The sequence below is a fragment of the Nonomuraea sp. IBHARD001 genome (genome assembly GCF_056106265.1).
The window spans coordinates 6,876,830-6,899,790 of sequence record NZ_JBWBBW010000002.1 but is presented as its reverse complement, the minus strand read 5'-3'; the positions used below and the strand labels follow the sequence as shown (position 1 = coordinate 6,899,790).

Sequence of the window (22,961 nt, the reverse complement as noted above, 5' to 3'; positions counted from 1 at the left end):
TGCACAGCTTTGCTCATCTGTCGGCTATTTCAGCCTTAGGCCTGCGATATTCTCGCCTAGCTGACTGCCCGCTGCTCGACCACTCGGGATGGCCGTATGAGTTCGTTCGTCGTAGCCCTCGACGTGGGCGGCACGTCCATGAAGGGCGGCCTGGTCGGCGACACCGGCGAGGTCCTGCACACCGAGCGCCGGGCCACCTCGCGCGAGGACGGCCCCGAGGCCGTCGTCGAGACCATCCGCGCCTTCATCACCCACCTCGCCGAGACGGGCGGCGGCTCTCCCGCCGGGGTCGGCCTGGCCGTACCCGGGCTGGTCTCGCCCGAGGCCGCGATCTACTCGGCGAACATCGGCTGGCGTGACGTGCCCGCAGCCGCGTTCACCTCGCTCGACGTCCCCGTCATGCTCGGCCACGACGTACGCACCGGCGGCCTGGCCGAAAGCGTGCTCGGCGCCGGGCGCGGCGTGCCCGACTTCCTGTTCCTGCCGATCGGCACCGGCATCGCGGGCGCGATGATCCTGCACGGCGAGCCGTACGGCGGCGCCGAGGGCTGGGGCGGCGAGATCGGCCACATCCCGGTCTTCCCCGACGGCGAGCAGTGCGCGTGCGGCCAGCTCGGCTGCCTGGAGACCTACGCCTCGGCCGCCTCGATCGGACGCCGCTACAGCACACGCTCGGGCGTCGCGGGCGCCACCGCCGAGCAGGTCGTCACCTCCGACGACCCGATCGCCGTCGAGGTGTGGGACGAGGCCGTCGAGGCCCTGTCGCTCGCCCTGACGACCTACACACTGCTGCTCGACCCCTCCATGATCGTCCTCGGTGGCGGTCTGGCCGAGGCGGGCCACGCCCTGTTCGACCCGGTCCGTACCCGTCTCGGCAAGCGCCTGGCCTTCCGCGAGGCCCCACCCCTGCTGCCCGCCACGCTCGGCGTCTCGGCCGGCATGCTGGGCGCGGCCCTGCTGGGCTGGCGAGCGGCCGGACGGCCCGACATCGGCGCCTCGTGGTCGCTGGATGTGCGGCAGAGCCCACAGGTGTCGTAAGGTATCTCCGTCGGGCGCTTAGCTCAGCGGTAGAGCACTGCTCTTACAAAGCAGGGGTCACTGGTTCGAGCCCAGTAGCGCCCACGACGGCTCGACAGCCATGAAAGGCATCTGACCGGAGACGGTCAGGTGCCTTTCGTCGTCTGCGGCCGCAGACCCCGGCCCGAGGTGTGTGAAACCGCTCGGGCGGTATAGGGGGAATATAGCGAGCCGGACAATTCTTTCTTCATCGATGCTTCATGGAGGAAGAATGACCGAGCTCAATGCGCCAGTCGCCCTTGATTCCGAGCTGCGCGGCCAGATCAAGCACATTGTCTGCGAGATTCTCGAGATCGACCCCGACGAGGTCACCGACGACAGCCTCTTCCACGAGGACCACGGAGCCGACTCGCTCGGCGCCATCGAGATCCTCGCGGCGATCGAGCGTACCTGCAAGGTGACCATCGACCAGGCCGAGCTGTCCAGGATGACCAGCCTGAACGGTGTGTACACCGTCGTCGCAGAGGCCTAGGCAGACTACCGCGGAGGCGTTGTGATGCGCAGGGTGGTCATCACCGGAATCGGAGTGGTCTCCAGTATCGGGACCGGGATCCAGGAATTTCTCTCCGGTATCAGGACAGGACGCAACGGTGTCAAACCGATTACCGCGTTCGACACGACGGGATTTGAATACGGCAATGCCTGCGAAGTCGTGGGATTCGATCCGGGAGCCTATATCGAACGGCTCGACCCGGCGGAGCTCGGACGGGCCAGTCAGTTGTCCGCGGCGGCTGCGAGAATGGCCGTGCGCGATGCCGGTATTCCGTTCGGGGAACTGCGCTCACGACGTTCGCTGGTGTCGGTCGGGACCACCAACGGCGAGGGCCGCGACTTCGACGACCTGACCGGCCAGGAGGTGGAGCGCGGGCTGGACCGGCTCGATCCCGGCCTCGCCGCCAGGATCGGCGCGGGACGGCTGTCGTCCAGCATCGCGCGGGAGCTGGAACTGACCGACGTCGAGGCGGTCACCCTGCCGACCGCGTGCGCGGCGGGCAACTACGCCATCGGCTACGGGTTCGACGCCGTGCGCAGCGGCGACGTGGAGGTGGCGCTGTGCGGCGGCGCCGACGCGCTGTGCCGTAAGACCTTCGCCGGCTTCTACCGGCTTGGCACGATCGCGCCCAGCGTCTGCCAGCCGTTCGACCAGGACAGGAAGGGCATCCTCACCGGTGAGGGCGCCGGGATCCTGTTCATGGAGAGCCTGGACAGCGCCCGTGCCCGTGGCGCGAGGATCTACGCGGAGGTGCTGGGCTTCGGGCTCAACTGCGACGCGCACCACCCGGTCGCCCCCGAGCGTGACAGCATCGCCTCCTGCATCCGGCTGGCCCACGAGGACGCGGGCATCAAGCCGGAGGACGTGGACTTCATCTCCGCGCACGGCACCGGCACCAAGGCCAACGACGTCACCGAGGCGCAGGCCATCCACCAGGTGTTCGGCGAAGGCCCGCCGCCAACGGTCTCGCTGAAGTCGATGCTCGGGCACTCGATGGGCGCGGCCAGCGCGCTCGCCGCGGCGGCCTGCGCCCTGGCGATCACCGAGGGGTTCATCCCGCCGACGATCAACCACGTCCGCACCGATCCGGACTGCGCCGTCGACTGCGTGCCGAACCACGAGCGGATCGCCGACCTGCGTGTGGTCCAGAACAACGCCCTGGCCTTCGGCGGCAACAACGCGGTCCTCATCCTCGGCAAGTACGAGGCGAACTGATGTCCGGCCTCGCCATCTGCGGCGCCGGAGCCGTGGCCGCCGCCGGGTCCTCCGTCGAGGAGATCTTCCAGGCGCTGTGCGCGGGCCGCAGTGCGATCGGCAGCCCGAAGGGGTTCGACCTCACCAAGTACCGCACGCGGTTCGCCTTCGAGATCGACGACAGGCCCGAGCCGGGCGGGGACGTCCTGCGGCGATCGACCGGATGGCTGGAGCACGTCGTCGAGGTCGCGGCGGCCGACGCCGGGCTCGACGACCTGCGGGACGTGCCCATCCTGATCGGCACGACGCTGCGCGAGCTGCGCTCGGTCGAGCTGCGCTGGCGTGACGGTGTCGCGTTCGACCTGGAGGAGCTGCACTTCGGGCCCGCCCTGCTGCGGAGGTTCGGCGCGACGCGGACCTACACGGTCGCCAACGCCTGCGCGGCCTCGCTCTACGCGCTCGCGCTGGGCAGCGACCTGATCGAGGCGGGGACGACCGACACGGTGGTCGTGGCCGGGGTCGACAACATCTCGGAAAGCACCTACGGCCTGCTCGACCGCTGCTACCCGGAGGCCCCGGACGCGCTGCGGCCCTTCGACAAGGCACGCAGGGGCATGCTGCAGGGCGAGGGCGCGGCGGCGATCGTACTGCGGCGCTCGGCGACCGCGGCACACGGCCGGGTGCGCTCGGTCGCGGTCAACTGCGACGCCCACCACCCCTCCGCGCCCGACGCCAAGAGCATCGTGATCGCCATGCGGCAGGCGCACGCGCGTGCCGGTCTGACGCCCGCCGAGATCGACCTGGTGATGCTGCACGGCACCGGCACGCTGCTCAACGACGAGGCCGAGGCCAGAAGCGTCGCGGAGGTGTTCGGCCAGGTCGAGGCGTCGCCGCTGATGACCGCGATCAAGTCGATGACCGGGCACACCGCGGGCGCCTCCGGGCTGCACAGCCTGCTGGTGGCGGTGGAGGCGATGCGCGCGGGCGTGGTGCCGCCGGTCGTCGGCATCCGGGAGGTCATGGACGAGATGGCGGGCGTCCGGCTGGTACGCGACCAGGCCGTCGAGGCCGGCATGCGGCTGGCGCAGATCAACGCCTTCGGGTTCGGCGGGCTGAACGCCGTCGCCGTCGTGGAGGGGCCATGCTGACCACAGCCGCCGTGCCGGCCACAGAGCCCGTGTCGGCCACGGACGCCGTGATCACAGGTGTGGGCACGGCCATCAGAGGCATGACCCGTCCGGCCGATCTGCTGCGGCACGCCGTACCCGAAGGCGGGGCCGACCCCACGGCCGAGCTCACCGGGCGCGGGCTCCGCTACAAGGACAGGGCCACCAAGCTGGCCCTGTGCGCGGCGCGTGCCGCGCTGAGCGACGCCGGGCTGCTGCTCGACCCCGGCCTCACCGTTCCGGGCGAGAGCATCGGCGTGGTCGTCAGCTCCAACTACGGCAACCTCGACACGGTATGCGACACGGTGTCGGCCATCGCGGCACACGGTTACACGGCCACCAGCCCCATGGCACTCCCCGGTACGGCCAGCAATGTCACGGCGTCGTGGGTGGCGATCTCGTTCGGCCTGCGCGGGGTCAACCTGACCTTGTGCAACGGCGCGACCTCCGGCCTGGACGCGCTGTCCTGGGCGGGCGTCATGGTCGGGGCCGGGCGCGTACGCCACATGCTGGTGATCGGGGTGGAACCGGCCAACCCGGTCGTCGCCGAGCTCGTCGGACCGACCTTCGACGGCGCCGCCGCCCTGGTGCTGGAGTCGCGCGAGACGGCCGACGACCGAGGCGCCGAGCCGATGGCCAGGTTGGCGGGCCAGGCCAGACGCGGGACCCACGCCCAGGCCGTCGGCGAGGTCCTGCACGGCCGGGCCGACCTGTGGTGCGTACCGGACTCGACGCTGAGGGACGCGGACGACCTGGCGGCGGGCACGCGCGAGCACGACCTGACCGCCCTGCTCGGCCCGGCCTCCGGCGCGCTGGGCGTCGTGCAGTGCGTGGCGGGCGCGTCATGGCTGGCGCAAAGGGACGGCGGAACCGTCCTGGTCAGCACCCGAGGCACCGACGCGGCCGCCGCGGCCGTCCTGACCGGGCCTGCCGGGCCTTCGGCCGTGTCGAGCACGAGCGGCACCGCGGCGGTCCTCACCAGGCCCCCGGCCACGTCCAGCACGAGCGGCGCCGCCGCAGCCGGAGCCAGGCCATGAGAGCGCCGCGGCGACCGGCGACGGAGGAGGCGACGATCCGTGTGGCGCTGCTGCACGGGCTCGGCGCGGGTCCTTCGACCTGGGACGCCTTCGCCGCCCTGGCCGGATCTCGGCTGGAGCTGTGGCAGGCCGATCTGCCGTGGTCGGCGACCGGGACGGGCGAGTGGAGTCGCCTGCCGGACGCGGGGCGGTGGGTGGACGACGCCGTCGACGGGGCGGATGTCGCCATCGCCCACTCCTTCGCGGCCAATCTGCTGCTGGAGTCGCTGGCCAGAGGGACGAAGGTCGGTCGGGCCGTCCTGGTCTCGCCGTTCTACCGTTCGGACCCGGCCGAGTTCGACTGGGCGAGCATCGAGAGCTATCTGGCCGGGTTCCATGCGATCCTCGACCACGGCCTGCGGGTGAGCTCGGGCGACAGGCTGCACCCGGACACCCGGCACGACATGGCCTCCAAGCTGAGGGAACGGCTCGGCCCCTACGGCTGGATGCGGTTCTTCGACGCCTACCTGCGCTCGCCCCTGGTGGACACCTCGGCGGTCACGGCCACCTGCCTGGTGATCAGCGGGCGGGACGACCCGGCGGCGCCGCCGAGGGACGGGCGGGCGCTGGCCGACGCCCTGCCGGGTGCGCGCTTCGCGGTCCTGCCGTCCGGACACCTGCCGATGATCGAGCAAGCCCATGCCTTCGCCGACCTGGTCGGCGACTTCGTCACCGCACACCCCCGGGAGATCACGTGAACACCGCACGGCTCAGGCAACGCTACGAAGGCGCCAACGTCGGCACCTGGATCGGCTTCAAACACCTGAACTACCTCGTGGAAGAGGCCGTCCTGGAGCACCTGCGCGGCGAGGGGCTGCGGGTCACCGACCTCTACCACGACCACGGCCTGTGCGTGGACGTGGTGGACATCGACACCAGGATCCTGCGCGCCCTGCGCGTGGACGACGTGGCCGTCGCCGAGGTGAAGGCCGACGGCATGTCGTTCACCGTCAAGATCACGGCCGAGGGTGACACGCGCAAGGCGATCGGCGCGAAGGTCAAGGTGGCGCTGCGGCTCGACGCCTGGGACGAGGACGTCGAGGACGTGCCCGCCGCGCTGCGGCCCCATGTCGTCAAGCGCCTGGGCGACGGCGGCGCGGGCGAGCGGCTGCCCGAAGGCGTCACGGTGCAGGAGCACCTCACCGCCGGGCGCAACGCCTTCGTCTGGAAGCACCGCATCCCGTACTTCTACTGCCACTTCACCGAGCGGCTGCAGATGTCGGGGTACCTGCGCCTGATGGAGGAGGTGGTCGACCTCTTCCTGGCCGACCGAGGTGTGTCGGTCAAGCGCCTGCTGGACGAGCAGCGGTTCATCCCGGCCGTGCCGCACTCGCGCATCACCATGCTGGACGAGGTCGGCATGGAGGAGGAGCTCTACACCGTCCTCACCGTCGAAGAGGTCTTCAAACGCCTGACGTACACCAGCAGGATGGACTGTTACGTCCTGCGCGACGGCCTGCTCGTCCACACCGCGACCGGGCGCATCACCCACGGCTACGCCCAGCTGACCAACCGGTCGGAGTGGAGCCTGGTCGACCTCGACGACCGGCTGTACGACGCCCTCTCCGGCCGCCCGTCATGACAGGCGCCGACGTCCTGGTCACCGGGGTCGGCGCGGTGACCTGCCAGGGGTACGGCGCCGCCGCCCTGCTCGCCGCCATGGCCGCCGCGACGCCGCCCGAGCCCCAGCGGCTGCGCGACACCCCGGCCATCATGCGGCACCCGCTGATCCACCGGGTGCCGGGCGTGGCGCGCGGCGCGGTGGCGCTGACCGTCTCCGCCGTGGGCGAGGCGCTCAGGGACGCCGGGATCGAGCAGGTGCGTGGCCTGCGCGTCGGTGTGGTCGTCGGCTCGTGCCTGGGCGAGGCCGACCGGGACGGGACGCCCGCCTTCCAGGTGGCGTCGGCCGTGGGGGAGCTGCTGGGCGTGTTCGGCCCGAACATCAGTGTCAGCAACGCCTGCGCGGCCGGTGGATTCGCCCTGGGCCTGGCCGCAGACCTCATCACGGACGGCCGGGCCGATGTGGTGATCGCCGGTGGCGCCGACGCGTACTCGCGGGTCGGCTGGGCCTGCTTCGACCGGCTCGGCGCGGTGGACCCGGGCGGGTGCCGCCCGTTCGACCGCGACCGCCAGGGCACCGTACTCGCCGAAGGGGCCGGGATCGTGGTGCTGGAGAGCGCCGAGCACGCCCGCTCCCGTGGCGTGAACGGCTACGCCAGGCTGACCGGAAGCGGCTGGAGCTGCGACGCCCACCACCTCACCGCACCCGAACCGAACGGCGAGCAGATCGCCCGCAGCATGCGCGAGGCGCTGGGCGGCGGCGAACCCGGCTGCGTGATACCGCACGGCACCGGCACCGTGCTCAACGACCTGGCCGAGAGCCGGGCCCTGCGCTCCGTCCTCGGTCCAGGCGCCTCGCGGGTGCCGCTCTACAGTGCCAAGGCCCTGCTCGGGCACACCGGGGGAGCCTCGGCCGCGCTCGGCGCCGTCATGGCCTGCCTCATCCTGCGCTCGGGCACCGTGCCGGCCAACGTGCCGATCGGCGAGCAGGACCCGCAGTGCGAGGTCTACCTGCCCGTCGGCGCGCCCGTCCCGCTGCACGCCCCGCGGGTGCTGGTCAACGCCTACGCCTTCGGGGGCACCAACACCTCCTTCGTGCTGGAGGCGGCATGATCGCGGTCACCGGGGTCGGCGAGATCGGCGCGCCGCTCGACGTCGCGCGGGACCTGGGCGGCAGGGGCTACAAGTACCTTCTTCCGGCCTCGCAGTACCTGCTGGCCGCCGCCAGGCGCGCGGTGGCCGGAGGCGGAAGCCTGGAGCACGTGCCCGCCGAACGCAGGGGCACGGCGGTCGGGTCCAACACCGCCGTTCGCGGGTACTTCACCCAGGCCATGGCCGTCACCAGGCCCGAGGACCTCAGCCCGGCCACGGCGCCCTACTTCGCCATCAACGCGCTGAGCGCCCGCATGACGAGCGAGCACCAGCTCAAGGCGTTCAGCCTGACCTGCACCTCGCCGGGCGTCGCCGGCCTGGAGGCGATCGAGCTCGGCGGCAGGGCCCTGGCGAGCGGCCGTGCCGACGTGCTGGTCGTGGCGGCCATGGAGGAGACGGGCGCGGTGGCGATGGTCATGGAGCCGGGCGCGGGGGATCGCCCGGGTGTGCTGGCGCGCACGGCATACGCGCCGCCCGCGCTGGTCTCGTCGGAGGCGGGACGGCGGTATCTGCTCGCCGAGGCCGAAGAGGTCGTCCGGCGGACCGCACCCAGCGTGATCTACACCCTCGTCGACGACTCGCCCGTGTCCGAGGCGGTCACCCAGGCCGCCGTCACCGCGGGCGGCGGCGTCCCGCTGGTGGCCTCGCCGCCGGGCGCCGGAGGGTGCCTGGCCGCCATGACCCTGCTCTCCCGCCTCCTGCGGACCACGCGGGAGAGCGCACTCGTGATCACCGCGACGGCCGGAGGCCACTACGGCTACGGCGCCTTCCTTCCGGGGGTTTCACCATGCTGATCTCACTGGACAAGACCTGGGGCCTGGTGCTCGGCGCGTCGAGCGGCATCGGCCGCGCGTGCGCCCTGGCCATGGCCGAGCAGGGCATGAACGTCGTGGGCGTGCACTTCGACACCGCGTCATCGGCCGATTCGGTCGCCGAACTCGTCGAGGAGATCACCGCCTGCGGGGTGCAGGCCAGCTTCCACAACGTCAACGCCGCACGCAAGGCCGGCCGGGACGAGGTCGTCGGCGCGATCGACGAGCTGACCGGCGGCGAGGGCGTGCGGATCCTGCTGCACTCGCTGGCCTTCGGCTCGCTGGTGCGCTACCTGCCCGAGCGGGAGGACGGCCGCAGGCTCACCCAGCGCCAGCTGGAGATGACCGTGGACGTCATGGCACACAGCCTCCTGTACTGGGTGCAGGACCTGTGCCAGGCGAACCTGCTGCGGCCGGGCGCCAAGGTCTTCGCGATGACCAGCGCCGGAGCCGTACGGCACCTGCCCAGCTACGGCGCCGTCTCGGCGGCGAAGGTGGCGCTGGAGTCGCACGTACGCCAGCTGGCCTGCGAGCTGGCCCCAGGCGGGGTCGCGGTGAACGCGCTGCGCGCGGGCGTCACGCTCACCCCGGCCCTGCTGCGCATTCCCGAGCACCGCGACTTCAGCGGCGACAACACGCACGGCAACCCGCACCACCGGCTCACCACACCGCGCGACGTCGCGGAGGCCGTGGTCCTGCTGTCCTCGACCACCTCCTCGTGGATCACCGGCAACACGATCGGAGTCGACGGCGGCGAACTGCTGACCGCGGGCGACTCATGGGCACCTCACAGAGGGACGGAACGTGATGGATGAACTGGTCATCTCTGGATGCTCGGTGCTGTCGCCGTTCGGATTCGGCGTCGAGGCGTTCGCCGCCGGGCTCCGGGCGGGCGCCCCGGCGCTGTCGGCCACCCCGCACGGGCCCTACGACAAGGCCTGCCTGATCCCGGACTTCGACATCCGCGCGGCGCTCGGCCCCAAGGGCACCCGGGCGATGGATCGGGCCACCGCGATCGCCGTGGCGAGCGTCGGCATGCTGCTCAAGGAGCACGTGAGGGAGCCGGCCCACCAGGTCGGCCTGGTCCTGGGCACCGGCTCGGGCAGCATCCAGAGCATCATGGACTTCACCAAGGAGTCCCTGACAGGCGACAAGCCGTACCACGTCGACCCCGCGCGCTTCCCCAACACGGTGATGAACAGGGCGGCGGGCCAGAGTGCGATCTGGTACGGCCTGAAGGGCCCCAACGCCACCGTGGCCGGGGGAGCCGCGACCGGGCTGCTCGCCCTCAACTACGCCACCAGGCTGCTGCGCCGGGGCCGGTGCGAGACCATCCTGTGCGGCGCGGTCGAGGAGTACTCCGAGCAGCGCGGCTGGCTCACCTGGCACGCGGGCGAGCGCGAGGTCCCGCCGGGCGAAGGCTGTGCGATCTTCCTGGTGGAGCCGAGGGCCGCCGCGCTCGACGCAGACAGGCGGCCGCTGGCCACCGTGCTCGGCTCGCGCTTCATGGCCTGCGAGCGTGCGATCGAGGCCCGTGCCACCTTGGCGGCGTGCGCGCGGGGGCTGCTGGTCCATCTCGGGCTGCGCGGCGAGGACGTCGGCCTGGTCGTGTCGTCGGGGACCGGCGCCGAGGACGCGGCGCTCACCGACGTCCTGGGCGGGCACGCGGTCAGGCGCACCTGCCGCGACGCGCTCGGCGACACGGCGGCGGCGGGCGCGGCCTTCCAGATCGCGGCGGCCCTGACGGGCGGTTCACCGGGCACGGTGGCCCTGGTGACCTCGCTCGACCGCGACGGCGTCGTCGGATGTACGGCCCTGCGGCTGGAGCGCCGGCCATGAGCGTGCTGGAGCGGATCGACGCGCTGCCCGCCGACACCTGGAGCCGCTGCCCGGGATGTGCGGCCCTGCTGCATCGGGAGGCGCTGGCCAGGCACGAGCACACGTGCCCGAACTGCGGCAGGCACTTCCCGCTGCGCGCCGTCGAGCGCATCGCCATGCTGGCCGACCCGGGCAGCTTCGTCGAACGCCACAGGAGCCTGAGCCCGCTCGACCCGCTGGATTTCGCCGACCGCCTCACCTACCGCGAGCGCCTGGCCCGGGCCAGGCGCAAGACCGGGCTGAACGACGCCGTCGTCACCGGGCGGGCCACGCTGGGCGGGCGCCCGGTGCTGCTGGCCGTGATGGAGTTCGCCTTCTTCGGCGGCAGCATGGGCTCGGTCGTCGGCGAGAAGGTGACCAGGATCGCCGAGGACGCCCTGCGGGAGCGGGCGCCGCTGGTGGTGGTCTGCGCGTCGGGCGGCGCGCGGATGCAGGAGGGCGTGCTGTCGCTGCTGCAGATGGCCAAGACCGCGGACGCGGTGCGCGCGCTCAGACAGGCCGGTGTGCCGTTCGTCAGCGTGCTGGCCGACCCGGTGTACGGCGGTGTGGCCGCCTCGTTCGCCAGCCTGGGCGATGTGATCATCGCCGAGGAGGGGGCCAGGGCGGGATTCGCCGGACCACGCGTGATCCGGCAGACGATCAGGCAGGAGCTGCCCCCGGACTTCCAGACGGCCGAGTTCCTGCTCAAGCACGGCCACGTCGATCGCGTCGAACGCCGTCAGGAGCTGCGCGGCCTGCTGGACAGACTGCTCGGCCTGCTGGCGGGCGGCCCCATGACCGAGGACCTGCCCGAGCCGTCGCCGGGCGACGCCGCCTCCGGCCCGGACGCCTGGGAGGCGGTCAAGCTGGCCAGGGCGCAGGGCAGGCCGAACGCCGAACGCCGGGTGGCGGAGATGTTCACCGGCTTCGTCGAACTGCACGGCGACCGCCAGAGCGGTGACGACCCGGCCGTGCTCGGCGGCCCGGCCAGGCTCGCGGGCATGCCCGTCATGGTCATCGCCCATCACAAGGGCGCCGACACGGCGCAGAACGTGGCCCGCAACTTCGGCATGCCGCACCCCAGCGGCTACCGCAAGGCCATGCGCCTGTTCCGGCTCGCCGAGCGCCACCGGCTGCCCGTGGTCACGCTGATCGACACGCCCGGCGCCTATCCGGGACTCGCGGCCGAGGAAGGCAACCAGAGCGGCGCCATCGCCGAGTGCCTCCTGCTGGCCGCCGGGGTGCGCACGCCCGTGCTGTCGGTGATCACCGGCGAGGGCGGCAGCGGAGGCGCGCTGGCCCTGGCCGTAGGCGACCGCCTGCTCATCCAGGAGCACGCCGTCTTCTCCGTGATCAGCCCCGAGGGCGCGGCGTCGATCCTGTACGGCACCGCGGCGCGCGCACCCGAGATGGCCGCGGCGCTGAAGCTGCGGGGCGCCGACCTGCACGCGATGAACCTGGTCGACGAGGTGGTCCCCGAGCAGGACCTGGGCCACACCCTGGCCGGGCATCTGCGCGAGCTGCTCCAGGTGCCGCTGGAGGACCTGGTGGCCAGGCGCCACGACCGGCTGCGCTCCTACGGCATGTGGAGCACGGAGGGAGACGAGGATGACTGATCTCAGCAGAACCGTCGAGGCCACGAGCCTGATCCTCGACCTGGTACGCGGCAGCGACGTGCGACGCCTGGTGGTGAGCGGCGACGGCCTCACGATCGAGGTCGAGCGCGCCCCCCTGCCCGTCGCCGCCGGGCCCGCCGCCGTCACGGTGGCGGCAGCCGTACCCGAGGTGGCTCCCGCGCCGGTCGCGGCCGTGACCGCGCCGCTGATGGGCGTCTTCTACCAGCGGCCCGCCCCCGACCAGCCGCCGTTCGTCGCGGTCGGGCAGCACGTCGAGGCGGGTGAGCAGGTGGCGATCGTCGAGGCGATGAAGACGATGAACCCGGTCCTGGCCGAGCGGGCCGGGCTGGTCCTGAGGATCAATGTCGCGGACGGCGACGTCGTGGAGTTCGAGCAGCCGCTCATGGAGCTGGGGGCGGTGGGCTGAGATGAAGCGTCTGCTGGTAGCCAACCGCGGCGAGATCGCGGTCCGTATCATCCGCACCTGCCACGAGCTCGGCATCGAGAGCGTCGCCGCCTACTCGTCGGCCGATCGCGACAGCCTGGCCGTACAGCTGGCCGACCGGGCGGTGCACATCGGGCCCTCGCCCGCGCGGCGCAGCTACAACGACATCCCGTCCCTGCTGTACGCCTGTGCGTTGGGCGAGGCGGACGCGGTGCATCCCGGGTACGGGTTCCTGTCGGAGGAGCCGCTGTTCGCCACGGCGTGTGCCGAGGTCGGGGTGACGTTCGTCGGGCCCACGCCCAAGCTCATCGCGCTCATGGGCAACAAGCTGGACGCCAGGGCCGCGATGCGCGCCTGCGGCGTGCCCGTGCTGCCCGGCTCCGACGGGCCCGTCGACAGTGTGCACGAGGCGCGCGAGACGGCCGGGCGCATCGGCTACCCGCTGATCCTCAAGGCCGTCGCGGGAGGCGGCGGCCGTGGCATGGCGGTCGTCCACGACCCCGGCGAGCTGGCCAGGACCTGGGAGGAGACCAGGGCGGCCGCGCGCACGCTGTTCCGCGACGACCGCATGTACCTGGAGAGGTACGTGCCGCGCGGCAGGCACATCGAGGTGCAGATCCTGGCCGACTCCTTCGGCAACGTCGTCGACCTGGGCGAGCGCGACTGCACCGTGCAGCGCAGGCACCAGAAGCTGGCCGAGGAGTCGCCCGCGCCCTCGCTGCCCGACGAGCTCAGGGCCGGGCTGCGCGAGGCCGCGGTGCGGGGCGCGACGTCGGTGGGGTACGTCAGCGCCGGGACCATGGAGTTCCTGGTGTCCGACGACGGCGAGCCGTACTTCCTGGAGATGAACACCCGCCTTCAGGTGGAGCACCCGGTCACCGAGGAACGCACCGGGATCGACCTGGTCGAGTGGATGATCAGGATCGCCGGGGGCGAGCAGCTCCCCTTCGGACAGTCCGCCCCCGACCCGGACCGGCATGCCGTCGAGGTCAGGATCAACGCCGAGGACGCGACACGCGACTGGGCGGGCTGCACCGGGCGGGTGCACGGGCTGCGGCTGCCGGGAGGCCCGGGGATCCGCGTGGACTCCCACCTGTACGAGGGCTACCAGGTGCCGCCGTTCTACGACTCGCTGCTCGCGAAGATCATCGCGACCGGACCCACCCGGGACGTCGCCCTGCGGCGGATGGAACGGGCGTTGCGGGAGTTCCGCTGCGAGGGCGTCGTGACCAATGCCGACTTCCACCGGACCCTGCTGGCCGACCCCGGCTTCCGGGCCGGCACCTACCGGCTCGACATCGTCGACACGTTGCGCACGAGCGAAAGGAACACGAGATGACCGTCTCCCTGCTGGACAAGGACGATCTGCGGATGGTGGTCGCGACGACGCTGGACGTCGACGTCGCCGAGGTCACCGACGACGCGCACTTCGTCAAGGACCTGGACGTCGACTCGCTGATGGCGCTGGAGATCGCGGTGACCCTGGAGAAGCGCTACCAGATCAAGATCGACGACACCGATCTCACCGGGATCACCTCGCTCAACAGCACCTACCAGCTGCTGTGCGGCCTGCTCGAAGGCAAGGCCGGCCAGTGAGCGCCCTCCTCGCGCTGAACACCTTCAGCGACGGCCGTGTGCACGTCGACCCGGCGGAGCCGGTGCTCGGCGGGCACTACCCGGGCTTCCCCGTCTTCCCCGGCGTGGGCGTGCTGGACCTGGCCGACCAGGCGATCCGGGCGGCGCACGCCTCGGACCTGGTCCTGACCGGGATCGTCAGCGCCCGCTTCCTGCGGCCGGTGCTTCCCGGCGACACCCTGACCGTACGGGTCGCCGAAGGGGACGCCTACTCCGCCGTGGTGAGCACCGAACGCGGCGAGGCCGCCCGGGTCCAGATGAGCTACCGGAAGTCGACATGATCGGTATCGAGAGCATCAAGAAGATCATCCCGCACCGCCACCCGATCCTCCTGCTCGACGGGGTCCTCACGGTCAGTCCGGGCGAGAGCCTGGTCGCACTGAAGGCGGTGACGGGCAGCGAGCCCTGCTACGCGCGCATCGGCGAGCAGGAGGGCCCCGAGGCCTACCACTACCCCCGCTCGCTGCTGCTGGAGTCGTGGGCGCAGGCCGCGGTCCTGCTGGCGTTGTGGGACAGGCCCAACCCCGACGTGCTGACCGGCGACGTGGTGCTGGGCGGCGGCATGCGCAACGTGCGCTTCCACCGTCCCGTGCTGCCCGGCCAGGTCATCGAGCACCGGGTCAGGCTGGTCCGCCAGGTCGGCGAGAACGCCGTCATGGAGGGCGAGTCGCTGGTCGGCTCGGAACTCGTCCAGGAGATGGGCACACTCGTCGCCACCACACGCCCGATCGGAGTGCTGACATGACGGTCGCCCTGGTCACCGGCGGCTCCCGGGGCATCGGGCGCGAGGTCGCCCGCGCCCTGGCCCGCGACGGCCTCGACGTGGCCCTGTGCTACCAGTCCAACACCGAGGCCGCCGAGGCCGCGGCCAAGGAGATCGCCGAGCACGGCGTGCGCTCCATGATCAGGAAGGTGGACGTCACCGACCGCGCCCAGGTGCGTGCCTTCGCGGCCGACGTGGAGAGCGAGCTCGGCCCGGTGCACACGGTGGTCACCTCCGCCGGGATCACCCGGGACAGGCCGCTGGCCCTGCTGTCGGACGACGACTGGGACCAGGTGCTCGACGTCAATCTGGGCGGCACCCACAACGTCGTGCGCGCGGTCGTCTTCGCCATGATCAAACGCGGCGCCGGTCGTGTCGTCACGCTGTCGTCGGTCGCGGGTGTGGCGGGCAACGCCGGGCAGACCAACTACTCCGCCTCCAAGGCCGGGATCATCGGCTACACGCAGGCGCTGGCCAAGGAGGTCGGGCGCTACGGCATCACCGCGAACGTGGTCGCGCCCGGCTTCATCGAGACCGACATGACCGCGGGCCTGACCGGCAAGATCGGCGACCAGATGCGCAAGCGCATCTCGCTCGGCCGCTTCGGCGCCGCGCACGAGGTCGCCGAGCTGGTCGCCTTCCTCGCCTCCGAGCGCGCCGCCTACATCACCGGCCAGGTCCTGCGCATCGACGGAGGGATGGCGCTGTGAGGTTCTACTTCAACCTGCGCAGCCCCTACTCCTGGCTGGCCCTGCACGACCTGGCGAATGTGCATCCCGCCCTGGCGGACGCGGTGGAGTGGGTGCCGTACTGGGATCCGGAGGAGGCCACCCTTCGCGCCCTGGAGGAGGCCGGAGGCCGTTTCGGCTACACGGCCATGTCCAAGGCCAAGCACCTGTACATCCTTCAGGACGTGCGGCGGCTGGCCAGGGCGCGTGGCCTGGAGCCGCGCTGGCCGCTGGACCGCGAACCCCGCTGGGAGGTGCCGCATCTGGCCTACCTGGTCGCCGCCGACAACGGCGTCGGCCAGGAGTTCGTCAGGGGCGCCTCCGACCTGCGCTGGCAGCGGGGCGCAGACATCTGCGACCCGCGTGTGGTGGCCGAGCTCGGCCGTTCGCTCGGGCTCGACGAGGCCGCGCTGGCCGCGGCGCCCGACGACCCGAAGCTGCGCGAGCGCGGCATCGACGCGCTGCGCTCGGCCGATCGGGACGGCGTGTTCGGCGTGCCGTTCTTCGTCAACCGGCGTGAGCGCTTCTGGGGCCTGGACCGGCTGGAGGCCTTCGCCGACTCGGCGGCCGTGCCGGCGCCGTACCGATACCGACCGGAAGACCACGCCGGTGGCTGCGGCTGAAGGGAGCAGGTGAACCACCCCATGGACTTCATGAGCACGTCCTTCATGACCACTCTGAGCCGTCATGCGGGCGAACGCCCCGACGCCTGCGCGGTCCTGTTCCGCGGCAGGGAGGGCGAGCGTGCGCTCACCTATCGCGAGCTCGACCTGGCGGCGCGCCGGGTCGGTGGCTGGCTGGCCGGGCGCGTCGAGCCGGGCGCGCGGGTGCTGCTGTGCTTCCCCTCGGGCCTGGAGTTCGTCGAGGTCTTCCTCGGTTGCCTGGCCGCCGGGGTCGTGGCCGTGCCCGCGCCCGTGCCCGACGCCTCGCCGCAGCACCGCGAACGCGTCCGCGCGGTGGCCGCCGACGCCGAGCCCGCCCTGGTGCTCACCTCCGCCTCACTCGTCGAGGTGGTCGCCGAAGGACTCGCCGACGGCTCGCCCGGCCTGGAGATCCTCGCCCCGCAGTACGGCGGGCCGCTGCCGCGCGCCTTCGTCCCCGAGCCGGGCTCGCTGGCGTTCCTGCAGTACACCTCGGGCTCGACCAGCGACGCGAAGGGCGTGATGGTCGGCCACCACAACCTGGTGGACAACCTCAGGGTCGGCACCGAGCTGCTGGACCTGCGCGAGGGCGCGCGGTTCTGCAGCTGGCTGCCCTTCCATCACGACATGGGGCTGGTGGCGATGCTGCTGCTGCCGCTCTTCCTCGGCGGTTCGGCCGCGCTGATGTCGCCGACCGACTTCCTGCGCCATCCCTGGCGGTGGCTGAGCCTCATCGCCGACCACCGCGCCGAGGTGAGCGCCGCGCCGAACTTCGCCTACGACCTGTGCGAACGCCGGGTCACCGAGCAGCAGCTGCACGGCCTCGACCTGTCCTGCTGGCGGCACGTCTGCAACGGCGCCGAGCCGATCGACGCCGCCACCCTGACCCGCTTCGCCGACAGGTTCGCAAGCGCCGGTCTCAAGCCGGAGTCGCTCACGGCCGGGTACGGCATGGCCGAGGCGACGCTGTTCATCTCGGGCACCGCGCCCGGCCTCGCGCCGGTCGTGACCACCGTGGACCCGGCGGCCCTGGAGCAGGACACGCTCGTGCCGAGCCCGCAGGGCAGGGCGCTGGTGGGATGCGGCCGCCCCGGGGCGCTGGAGGTCCGCATCGTGGACCCGGACACCGGGCGGACGCTGCCGGAGCGCCAGGTCGGCGAGATCTGGGTCCGGGGCCGCGGCCTGGCCATGGGCTACTGGCGCAAGCCGGAGGAGTCCGCGCGGACGTTCGGCGGCACCGGCGCCGACGGCGAGGACGGCTTCCTGCGCACGGGCGATCTCGGCGCGCTGCTGGCCGGTGAGCTCTACATCACCGGGCGGATCAAGGACCTGCTCATCGTCAACGGCCGCAACCTCTACCCGCACGACCTGGAGCGCGCCCTGAGCGGCGCGCACCCGGCGCTGGAGAACCTGCCGTCGTGCGTGTTCTCCGTCGGCATGCCGCGCGAGGAGGTCGTGGTGGTCCAGGAGGTCAGGTCGCGGGTGCTGTCCTCGCCTGAGTCGCTGGTGGAGGAGATCAGGTCGCGGCTGAGCGCCGGGTTCGGGCTGGGCGCGGCGAATGTGTGCCTGGTCCGGCCGGGCGAGATCCGCAGGACGACCAGCGGCAAGATCCGGAGGCAGGCCACCAGGCGGTTGTTCGTCTCAGGCGGCCTCACCGTCCATCACGAAGGGCTGTCCCCGAGGATGATCGCGCACTGCCGGAGCGACCATGACGCCTGACCTGGAGCTACCGCCGGAGCTGACCGTCGGGCACTGCCTCGATCTGGACGCGCGTGAGGAGTTCCCCGACGACATCTGCGCCGCCCTGACCGCATCCGGCGTCGAGCGGCTCTACCTGCCGGGGGAGCCGGCCGAGCGGCTGCTGGCCCTCATCCGGGCGCTGGCGGGCCGCGACTTCACCGTGGCGCTCGCGCACTGCAAGACCTACCTGGGCGCGGTGGCGACCTGGGTCGGCGGCACGCCCGCCCAGGTGGCGGCCCTTGAGGCCAGGGTGTTCCGCGGCGAGGTGGTCTCACTGGCCCTGACCGAACGCGACCACGGCAGCGACGTGCTGGCCGGGGACGTCACCGCCGTGCCGGTGCCGGGTGGCTACCGTCTCGACGGGGAGAAGTGGCTGATCAACAATGCCACCCGCGCCGACCTGCTCTGCGTGCTCGCCAGGACCGGGCCCAAGGGCGACGCGCGCGGCTTCAGCCTGTTCATGGTCGACAAGCACGGCCTGCCCGCGCACACCTTCCGGTGCCTGCCGAAGGTGGCAACCCACGGCGTGCGCGGCGCCGACATCAGCGGCATCCGTTTCACCGGAGCCGTCGTCGCCGCCGACACCATGATCGGGGAGCCGGGCGCGGGCCTGGAGATCCTGCTGAAGAGCCTGCAGATCACCCGTACCCTCTGCGGCGGCATGTCCCTGGGCATGGGCGAGCACGCCCTGCGCATCACCCGCGACTTCGCCGACAACCACCGGATGTACGGCAGGCCGCTGGCCGACCTGCCCCATGCCAAGCGTGCCCTGGCCGACTCCCATGTCGACCTCCTGGTCGCCGAGGCCGTCACCCTGGTCTCGACCCGGGCCGTCCACTCGCTCACCGGCGAGCAGAGCCTCATCTCGGCCGTCGTGAAGTACTACGTGCCCACGCTGATCGACCGGGCCGTCCAGCGCCTGGCCAAGGTCATGGGGGCGCGTGCCCTGCTGGTGGAGGGCGCCTTCCAGAAGATCTGGCGCGACCACTCCATCGTGGGCGTCTTCGACGGCAACACCTGGGTCAACCTCAGCACGCTGATCAACCAGTTCCCCGCCCTGGTCAGGGGTTACCGAGGCGGCCGGGTCGACCACGAGGGCCTGGCCGCGGCGACCGAGCTCGGGCGTCCGCTCCCGCCGCTGGACCCCAGGCGGCTCAGCCTGGCGGCCCGTGACGGCTGCAGCCTGGTCCAGGACCTGGCCGCGGACCCGGCCGCCCCGCACGACCTGCGCAGGCGGGCCGATCGGCTGCACCGGCGTATGGCCGAGTGGCGGCCACGCGGCCGTGAGGTGCCTTCGGAGGTGTTCGACCTGGCCAGGAGCTACACCCGGCTGTACGCGGCCGCCGCGGTCGCGCGGGTGCATGCCGGCAACGACCTGGACGACCTGTGGCTGCGGGCCTGCCTGGCCAGGGTGTTCGACCGTCCGGACGAGGCCACCGACCTGCTGTTCGACCGTGAGCGGCACCGCAGTGCCCCGTCCTTTCTGCGAGGAGTCACCGACCATGCCTGTTGAGCACATCCGCCATTGGCTGCGCGAGCGGGTCGCGTTCTATGTCGAGCGCACGCCCGAGGAGATCGACCCGGACCTCAAGTTCGTCGAGATCGGCCTGGACTCGATCTTCGCGATGAGCCTCAGCGGCGACATCGAGGACGAGTTCGGGCTGGTCTTCGAGGCCACCGTGGCGTGGGACCATCCGACCGTCAACCTGCTGGCCGACCATCTGCACGCGAAGGTCGGCTGATGGAGTTGTCCATCGGCCAGCAGGCCCTGTGGTTCCTCTACCGGCTGGCGCCCGCGAGCGCCGCGTACCTGATCACGGTCGCGCTGCGGGTCTACGGCGCGCTGGATCCCGAGCGGCTGCGGCGGGCGGTCACGGCCGTGACGGCCAGGCACGAGGTGCTGCGCTCGGTCTTCGAGGAGGTCGAGGGCGAGCCACGGCGGGTGCTGTCGGACCGGCCCTTCCCGGTCACGGTCGTCGACATGGGGGAGGTGGACGAGGACGCCCTGCGGGCCAGGGCGGCCGAGTTCGCCGCACTGCCCTTCGACCTGGGCAAGGGCGCCTTCCGGGTCACGCTGATGCGTGGCGCGGCCGGGGCCGAGGTGCTGCTGGTGACGGCGCACCACATCGTCAGCGACGCGATGTCGCAGTGGATGATCCTGCGCGACCTGCTGCACGCCTACGAGCGGGACGCCCCCGACCGGCAGGCGCCCGCCCGCACCTACGACGACCACGTACGGCACGAGCGCGACCTGCTGGCCTCGCCGCGCGGGCAGCGGCTGGAGCGGCATTGGCGCGGGGTGTGCGAGGGCGCCGAGCCCGCGACCCTGCTGGCCGACCGGACGCGCCCGGCCAGGCCGTCCTTCCGGGGCGCCACGGTCGGCGTGGAGTGGTCGCAGGAGGCGGGCGAACGGCTGGTCGAGCGGGCCAGGCGGCTGGAGGTGACCCCGTTCGCCGTCGTGGTGGCCGGGCTGCAGGCCGTGCTGCACCGGCGCGGCCTGCCGGGTGACTTCCTCATCGGCTGTCCGGTCAGCACCAGGTTCGCCGCCCGCTCGCGTGAGGTCGTCGGCTGTTTCGCCAACACGGTGCCGATCCGGGCCCGGTTGCGTCCGGGAGTGACGCTGGGGGAGGCCTCGCTCGCCGCCCATCGCGAACTGGTGGCGGCGATGGCGCATGCCGAGTTTCCTTCGGCCCTCATCAAGGATTTGGCCCCGTCCGGCGGGCCGCCCTTTCGGCTTGCTGTGAATTTGCTGTCAATGGTCGCGATGGACCCGCCGTTGCCGCTGGCGGCCGACGGCTCGGTCGAGGGCGCGCAAACGATCTATCGCGGCCTTCGGGTCGCCGTGCTCGACCTCACCCAGATGGAAGGCCAGTTCGATCTGATGGTGGACGTCCGCAGGGCCGGAACGCTCTTCACCGCCGTGCTCAAGTACGACGCCGACCTGTACGACCGGGCGACGGTGGAAATCTTCGCAGGTCAGCTTCGCCGGGCCGTCGAGTCGGATCCGCAGTTGACGGTGGGCGGTCTGTCCATGGTAGACAAGGGCGAAGTCGCGAGATTGCTCGCCTTCGGTGAGGCATGAGTGAGGCTCATTTACTCCTGACGTTCGAATGTGGATGTTCTATTCCGACGCGAATAGAACATTGTTCCCCTTAATTTCAATAGAGGACGCTTCGGGTGTAGGTTATGCTGGCGCTTGTTCGGGTGGAAGCGGCGGGGGCCGCATTCTGGCGGCGGGGGCCGCATTATCACGGAGGCGCGAGGTAGTCCTTGTGGGGGAAGGATCTTTTTTCGGGGAGTTTTTTCGGCAGGTCAAGGAAAGACCGCAATCCGACGCGGTGATATTTCCGGGCGACGAAGAAAAGCGCATCGGATATCTTGATCTCCATTTGGCCGCGAGCGAGGTCGCGGCCTGGCTGCAGAGCGTGTGCAAACCGGGCGATCGGGTGCTGCTGTGCTACCCGCCCGGCGTCGAGTTCGTGCGATGTCTGCTGGCGTGCTTCTATGCCGACGTCGTGCCCGTGCCGCTGCCTCTGCCCACGCACGCCGACCACCATCTCAGTACCCTGACCGGCATCGCGCTCGACGCCGACGCCCATCTGCTGCTGACCGACGCGGCGCACGCCGACGACGTCCACGCCTGGCTGACCCACGACGACCTGGGCACCTACGTCTGCGTCGCCACCGACAGCGTCGTGCACGAGGACCCCTCCGACTGGGTCGAGCCCCTGCGCCGCGGCGACGACGTGGCGCTGCTGCACTACACCGGAGGCGTGGCCGGTGAGCCCGTCGGCATCGCGCTGACACATGCCAACCTGCTGAGCAACGCCGCCTTCCTGGCCGAGGCGTGCGAGCTCGGCCCCGGCACGCCCGTCGGCGGGTGGCTGCCCCTGCATCACGGGCTCGGCCTGTTCACGCTGCTGCTGGTCCCGCTCCTGACCGGGGGCACCGCCGTACTGCTGTCGCCGCAGGAGTTCTGCGCCGAGCCGTTCGCGTGGTTGCGGCTCTTCGACCGGCATCGGGTGGAGTTCAGCGTGGCGCCGAGCTTCGGCTACGACTGGTGCACCCAGGAGGTCGACCCGCAGGACTGCGCGGCGCTTGACCTGTCGCCGTTGCGCAACCTGCTCGTGGTGGAGATGGCCGACCTGCCCTCCGCCAGGCCGGACACGCTGGAGGACTTCGCCGCGCTCCTGCGTCCCGCGGGGCTGCGCGCCGAGGTGCTGCGTACCGTGTACTGCCTGGCCGAGGCGACGATGATCGTCTCGCTGGGCGCGCCCGGCGAGGCGCTGCGCGCGCCCACGTTCGAGATGCGCGCACTGGACAAGAACCACCTGTCGCCCGGCGCCGAAGGCGAACGCCTGCTCGGGCTCGGCAGGCCGGACGCGCGAAGCCTGGTGATCGTCGACCCGTTCACCGGCGTCCAGGTGGGCGAGGGCATCGTCGGCGAGATCTGGCTGCGCGGACCGCACGTCGCCGCCGGCTACTGGCGCAAGGAGGCCCAGAGCGCCGAGCGCTTCGACCGGGCCACCGCGACGGGGGAGAGGGGCTTCGTCCGCAGCGGCACGCTCGGCGCCAGGGTCGAGGGCGAACTCCACGTGCTCGGCACGGCCAGGGACGTGACCCTGCACCAGGGCCGCCCGCTGCACCTGGGCCGGGTGGAGCAGAGCCTGCTCGAACTCGGCTCCATCGTGGCCTGCGCCGCCTTCCCCGCACTCGACCTGCACGAGAAGATCCTCGTCGTCGCCCAGCCGAGCGGCGAGGAGTGGGCCGGGCTGGTGCGCGGCATCCGCGACGAACTCGCCCTGCGGTTCGGCCTGCAGCGGGTGGGCGTGGTGCTGGTACGGCCCGGCGAGCTGCCCACCATGCCGGGCGGCGGCGTCAACAGGCAACTCGTACGCGAACTCCTCGTGGCCAACGCCCTGGACGTCCAGGACTGGGCATAGCCCTTTGCGCCTTATTCAGGGGCGGCGGAATATAGGAGGGATATAGCCGCCGGAGTGGATAGT

24 protein-coding genes and 1 tRNA gene are annotated in these 22,961 nt (G+C 71.7%); all 25 read left to right on the top strand.

All coding sequences use genetic code 11. The features are described from left to right. Window positions 1-96: 96 nt before the first annotated feature. The 25 genes from ACTWNK_RS33015 to ACTWNK_RS32895 all read left to right on the top strand — a co-directional run bounded on the left by ACTWNK_RS33015 (window position 97) and on the right by ACTWNK_RS32895 (window position 22,898). The gene (locus ACTWNK_RS33015; protein WP_474308826.1) at window positions 97-1,038 is read left to right on the top strand and encodes an ROK family protein; all 942 of its coding nucleotides are present in this window, start codon (window positions 97-99) and stop codon (window positions 1,036-1,038) included. Between the two features lie 12 nt (window positions 1,039-1,050). Continuing rightward, a tRNA-Val gene (locus ACTWNK_RS33010) sits at window positions 1,051-1,122 on the top strand. A 166-nt stretch (window positions 1,123-1,288) separates the two neighbouring features. After that, window positions 1,289-1,549: an acyl carrier protein gene (locus ACTWNK_RS33005; RefSeq protein ID WP_474308825.1), complete on the top strand. Its 261-nt coding sequence runs from the start codon at window positions 1,289-1,291 to the stop codon at window positions 1,547-1,549. A gap of 24 nt (window positions 1,550-1,573) precedes the next feature. After that, window positions 1,574-2,785: a beta-ketoacyl-[acyl-carrier-protein] synthase family protein gene (locus ACTWNK_RS33000; RefSeq protein WP_474308824.1), complete on the top strand. Its 1,212-nt coding sequence runs from the start codon at window positions 1,574-1,576 to the stop codon at window positions 2,783-2,785. Continuing rightward, complete coding sequence (locus ACTWNK_RS32995) at window positions 2,785-3,912, top strand: beta-ketoacyl synthase N-terminal-like domain-containing protein (protein WP_474308823.1); 1,128 nt, start codon at window positions 2,785-2,787, stop codon at window positions 3,910-3,912. Before ACTWNK_RS33000 ends, ACTWNK_RS32995 begins: the two co-directional genes overlap by 1 nt. Then, window positions 3,906-4,967, top strand: coding sequence for a beta-ketoacyl synthase N-terminal-like domain-containing protein (locus ACTWNK_RS32990; protein ID WP_474308822.1), 1,062 nt, complete (start codon window positions 3,906-3,908; stop codon window positions 4,965-4,967). Before ACTWNK_RS32995 ends, ACTWNK_RS32990 begins: the two co-directional genes overlap by 7 nt. Further along, window positions 4,964-5,704, top strand: coding sequence for an alpha/beta fold hydrolase (locus ACTWNK_RS32985; protein ID WP_474308821.1), 741 nt, complete (start codon window positions 4,964-4,966; stop codon window positions 5,702-5,704). The genes ACTWNK_RS32990 and ACTWNK_RS32985 overlap by 4 nt, the downstream gene beginning before the upstream one ends. Then, window positions 5,701-6,588 carry a hypothetical protein gene (locus ACTWNK_RS32980; protein WP_474308820.1) on the top strand — a complete coding sequence of 296 codons (888 nt, stop codon included), beginning with the start codon at window positions 5,701-5,703 and terminating at the stop codon, window positions 6,586-6,588. The genes ACTWNK_RS32985 and ACTWNK_RS32980 overlap by 4 nt, the downstream gene beginning before the upstream one ends. After that, window positions 6,585-7,679 carry a beta-ketoacyl-[acyl-carrier-protein] synthase family protein gene (locus ACTWNK_RS32975; RefSeq protein WP_474308819.1) on the top strand — a complete coding sequence of 365 codons (1,095 nt, stop codon included), beginning with the start codon at window positions 6,585-6,587 and terminating at the stop codon, window positions 7,677-7,679. The genes ACTWNK_RS32980 and ACTWNK_RS32975 overlap by 4 nt, the downstream gene beginning before the upstream one ends. Next, the gene (locus ACTWNK_RS32970; RefSeq protein ID WP_474308818.1) at window positions 7,676-8,512 is read left to right on the top strand and encodes a beta-ketoacyl synthase N-terminal-like domain-containing protein; all 837 of its coding nucleotides are present in this window, start codon (window positions 7,676-7,678) and stop codon (window positions 8,510-8,512) included. The genes ACTWNK_RS32975 and ACTWNK_RS32970 overlap by 4 nt, the downstream gene beginning before the upstream one ends. Continuing rightward, window positions 8,506-9,345, top strand: a complete 840-nt coding sequence (locus tag ACTWNK_RS32965) for an SDR family oxidoreductase (RefSeq protein WP_474308817.1) — start codon at window positions 8,506-8,508, stop codon at window positions 9,343-9,345. Before ACTWNK_RS32970 ends, ACTWNK_RS32965 begins: the two co-directional genes overlap by 7 nt. Beyond that, the gene (locus ACTWNK_RS32960; protein WP_474311048.1) at window positions 9,338-10,369 is read left to right on the top strand and encodes a beta-ketoacyl synthase N-terminal-like domain-containing protein; all 1,032 of its coding nucleotides are present in this window, start codon (window positions 9,338-9,340) and stop codon (window positions 10,367-10,369) included. Before ACTWNK_RS32965 ends, ACTWNK_RS32960 begins: the two co-directional genes overlap by 8 nt. Continuing rightward, the gene (gene accD, locus ACTWNK_RS32955) at window positions 10,366-12,003 is read left to right on the top strand and encodes an acetyl-CoA carboxylase, carboxyltransferase subunit beta (protein ID WP_474308816.1); all 1,638 of its coding nucleotides are present in this window, start codon (window positions 10,366-10,368) and stop codon (window positions 12,001-12,003) included. The genes ACTWNK_RS32960 and accD overlap by 4 nt, the downstream gene beginning before the upstream one ends. Next, window positions 11,996-12,430: an acetyl-CoA carboxylase biotin carboxyl carrier protein gene (locus ACTWNK_RS32950; protein ID WP_474308815.1), complete on the top strand. Its 435-nt coding sequence runs from the start codon at window positions 11,996-11,998 to the stop codon at window positions 12,428-12,430. Before accD ends, ACTWNK_RS32950 begins: the two co-directional genes overlap by 8 nt. 1 nt (window position 12,431) lies before the next feature. Next, entirely contained in the window at window positions 12,432-13,787 is a 1,356-nt protein-coding gene (locus ACTWNK_RS32945; RefSeq protein WP_474308814.1) for an acetyl-CoA carboxylase biotin carboxylase subunit, read from the top strand. Further along, window positions 13,784-14,044: an acyl carrier protein gene (locus ACTWNK_RS32940; protein WP_474308813.1), complete on the top strand. Its 261-nt coding sequence runs from the start codon at window positions 13,784-13,786 to the stop codon at window positions 14,042-14,044. Before ACTWNK_RS32945 ends, ACTWNK_RS32940 begins: the two co-directional genes overlap by 4 nt. Then, a complete protein-coding gene (locus ACTWNK_RS32935) occupies window positions 14,041-14,364 on the top strand; it encodes a 3-hydroxyacyl-ACP dehydratase FabZ family protein (RefSeq protein ID WP_474308812.1) in 324 nt (107 codons plus the stop codon). Before ACTWNK_RS32940 ends, ACTWNK_RS32935 begins: the two co-directional genes overlap by 4 nt. Then, the gene (locus ACTWNK_RS32930; RefSeq protein WP_474308811.1) at window positions 14,361-14,828 is read left to right on the top strand and encodes a 3-hydroxyacyl-ACP dehydratase FabZ family protein; all 468 of its coding nucleotides are present in this window, start codon (window positions 14,361-14,363) and stop codon (window positions 14,826-14,828) included. Before ACTWNK_RS32935 ends, ACTWNK_RS32930 begins: the two co-directional genes overlap by 4 nt. Next, entirely contained in the window at window positions 14,825-15,556 is a 732-nt protein-coding gene (gene fabG, locus ACTWNK_RS32925; protein WP_474308810.1) for a 3-oxoacyl-[acyl-carrier-protein] reductase, read from the top strand. The genes ACTWNK_RS32930 and fabG overlap by 4 nt, the downstream gene beginning before the upstream one ends. Then, window positions 15,553-16,197 (top strand): DsbA family protein, encoded by a 645-nt coding sequence (locus tag ACTWNK_RS32920; protein ID WP_474308809.1) that lies wholly within the window; start codon window positions 15,553-15,555, stop codon window positions 16,195-16,197. The genes fabG and ACTWNK_RS32920 overlap by 4 nt, the downstream gene beginning before the upstream one ends. 30 nt (window positions 16,198-16,227) lie before the next feature. After that, window positions 16,228-17,934, top strand: coding sequence for a fatty acyl-AMP ligase (locus ACTWNK_RS32915; protein ID WP_474308808.1), 1,707 nt, complete (start codon window positions 16,228-16,230; stop codon window positions 17,932-17,934). Next, window positions 17,924-19,468, top strand: a complete 1,545-nt coding sequence (locus tag ACTWNK_RS32910; RefSeq protein WP_474308807.1) for an acyl-CoA dehydrogenase — start codon at window positions 17,924-17,926, stop codon at window positions 19,466-19,468. Before ACTWNK_RS32915 ends, ACTWNK_RS32910 begins: the two co-directional genes overlap by 11 nt. After that, window positions 19,458-19,697 carry an acyl carrier protein gene (locus tag ACTWNK_RS32905; RefSeq protein WP_474308806.1) on the top strand — a complete coding sequence of 80 codons (240 nt, stop codon included), beginning with the start codon at window positions 19,458-19,460 and terminating at the stop codon, window positions 19,695-19,697. The genes ACTWNK_RS32910 and ACTWNK_RS32905 overlap by 11 nt, the downstream gene beginning before the upstream one ends. After that, window positions 19,697-21,037, top strand: coding sequence for a condensation domain-containing protein (locus ACTWNK_RS32900; protein WP_474308805.1), 1,341 nt, complete (start codon window positions 19,697-19,699; stop codon window positions 21,035-21,037). Before ACTWNK_RS32905 ends, ACTWNK_RS32900 begins: the two co-directional genes overlap by 1 nt. A gap of 28 nt (window positions 21,038-21,065) precedes the next feature. Further along, a complete protein-coding gene (locus tag ACTWNK_RS32895; protein ID WP_474308804.1) occupies window positions 21,066-22,898 on the top strand; it encodes an AMP-binding protein in 1,833 nt (610 codons plus the stop codon). Window positions 22,899-22,961: the final 63 nt, after the last annotated feature.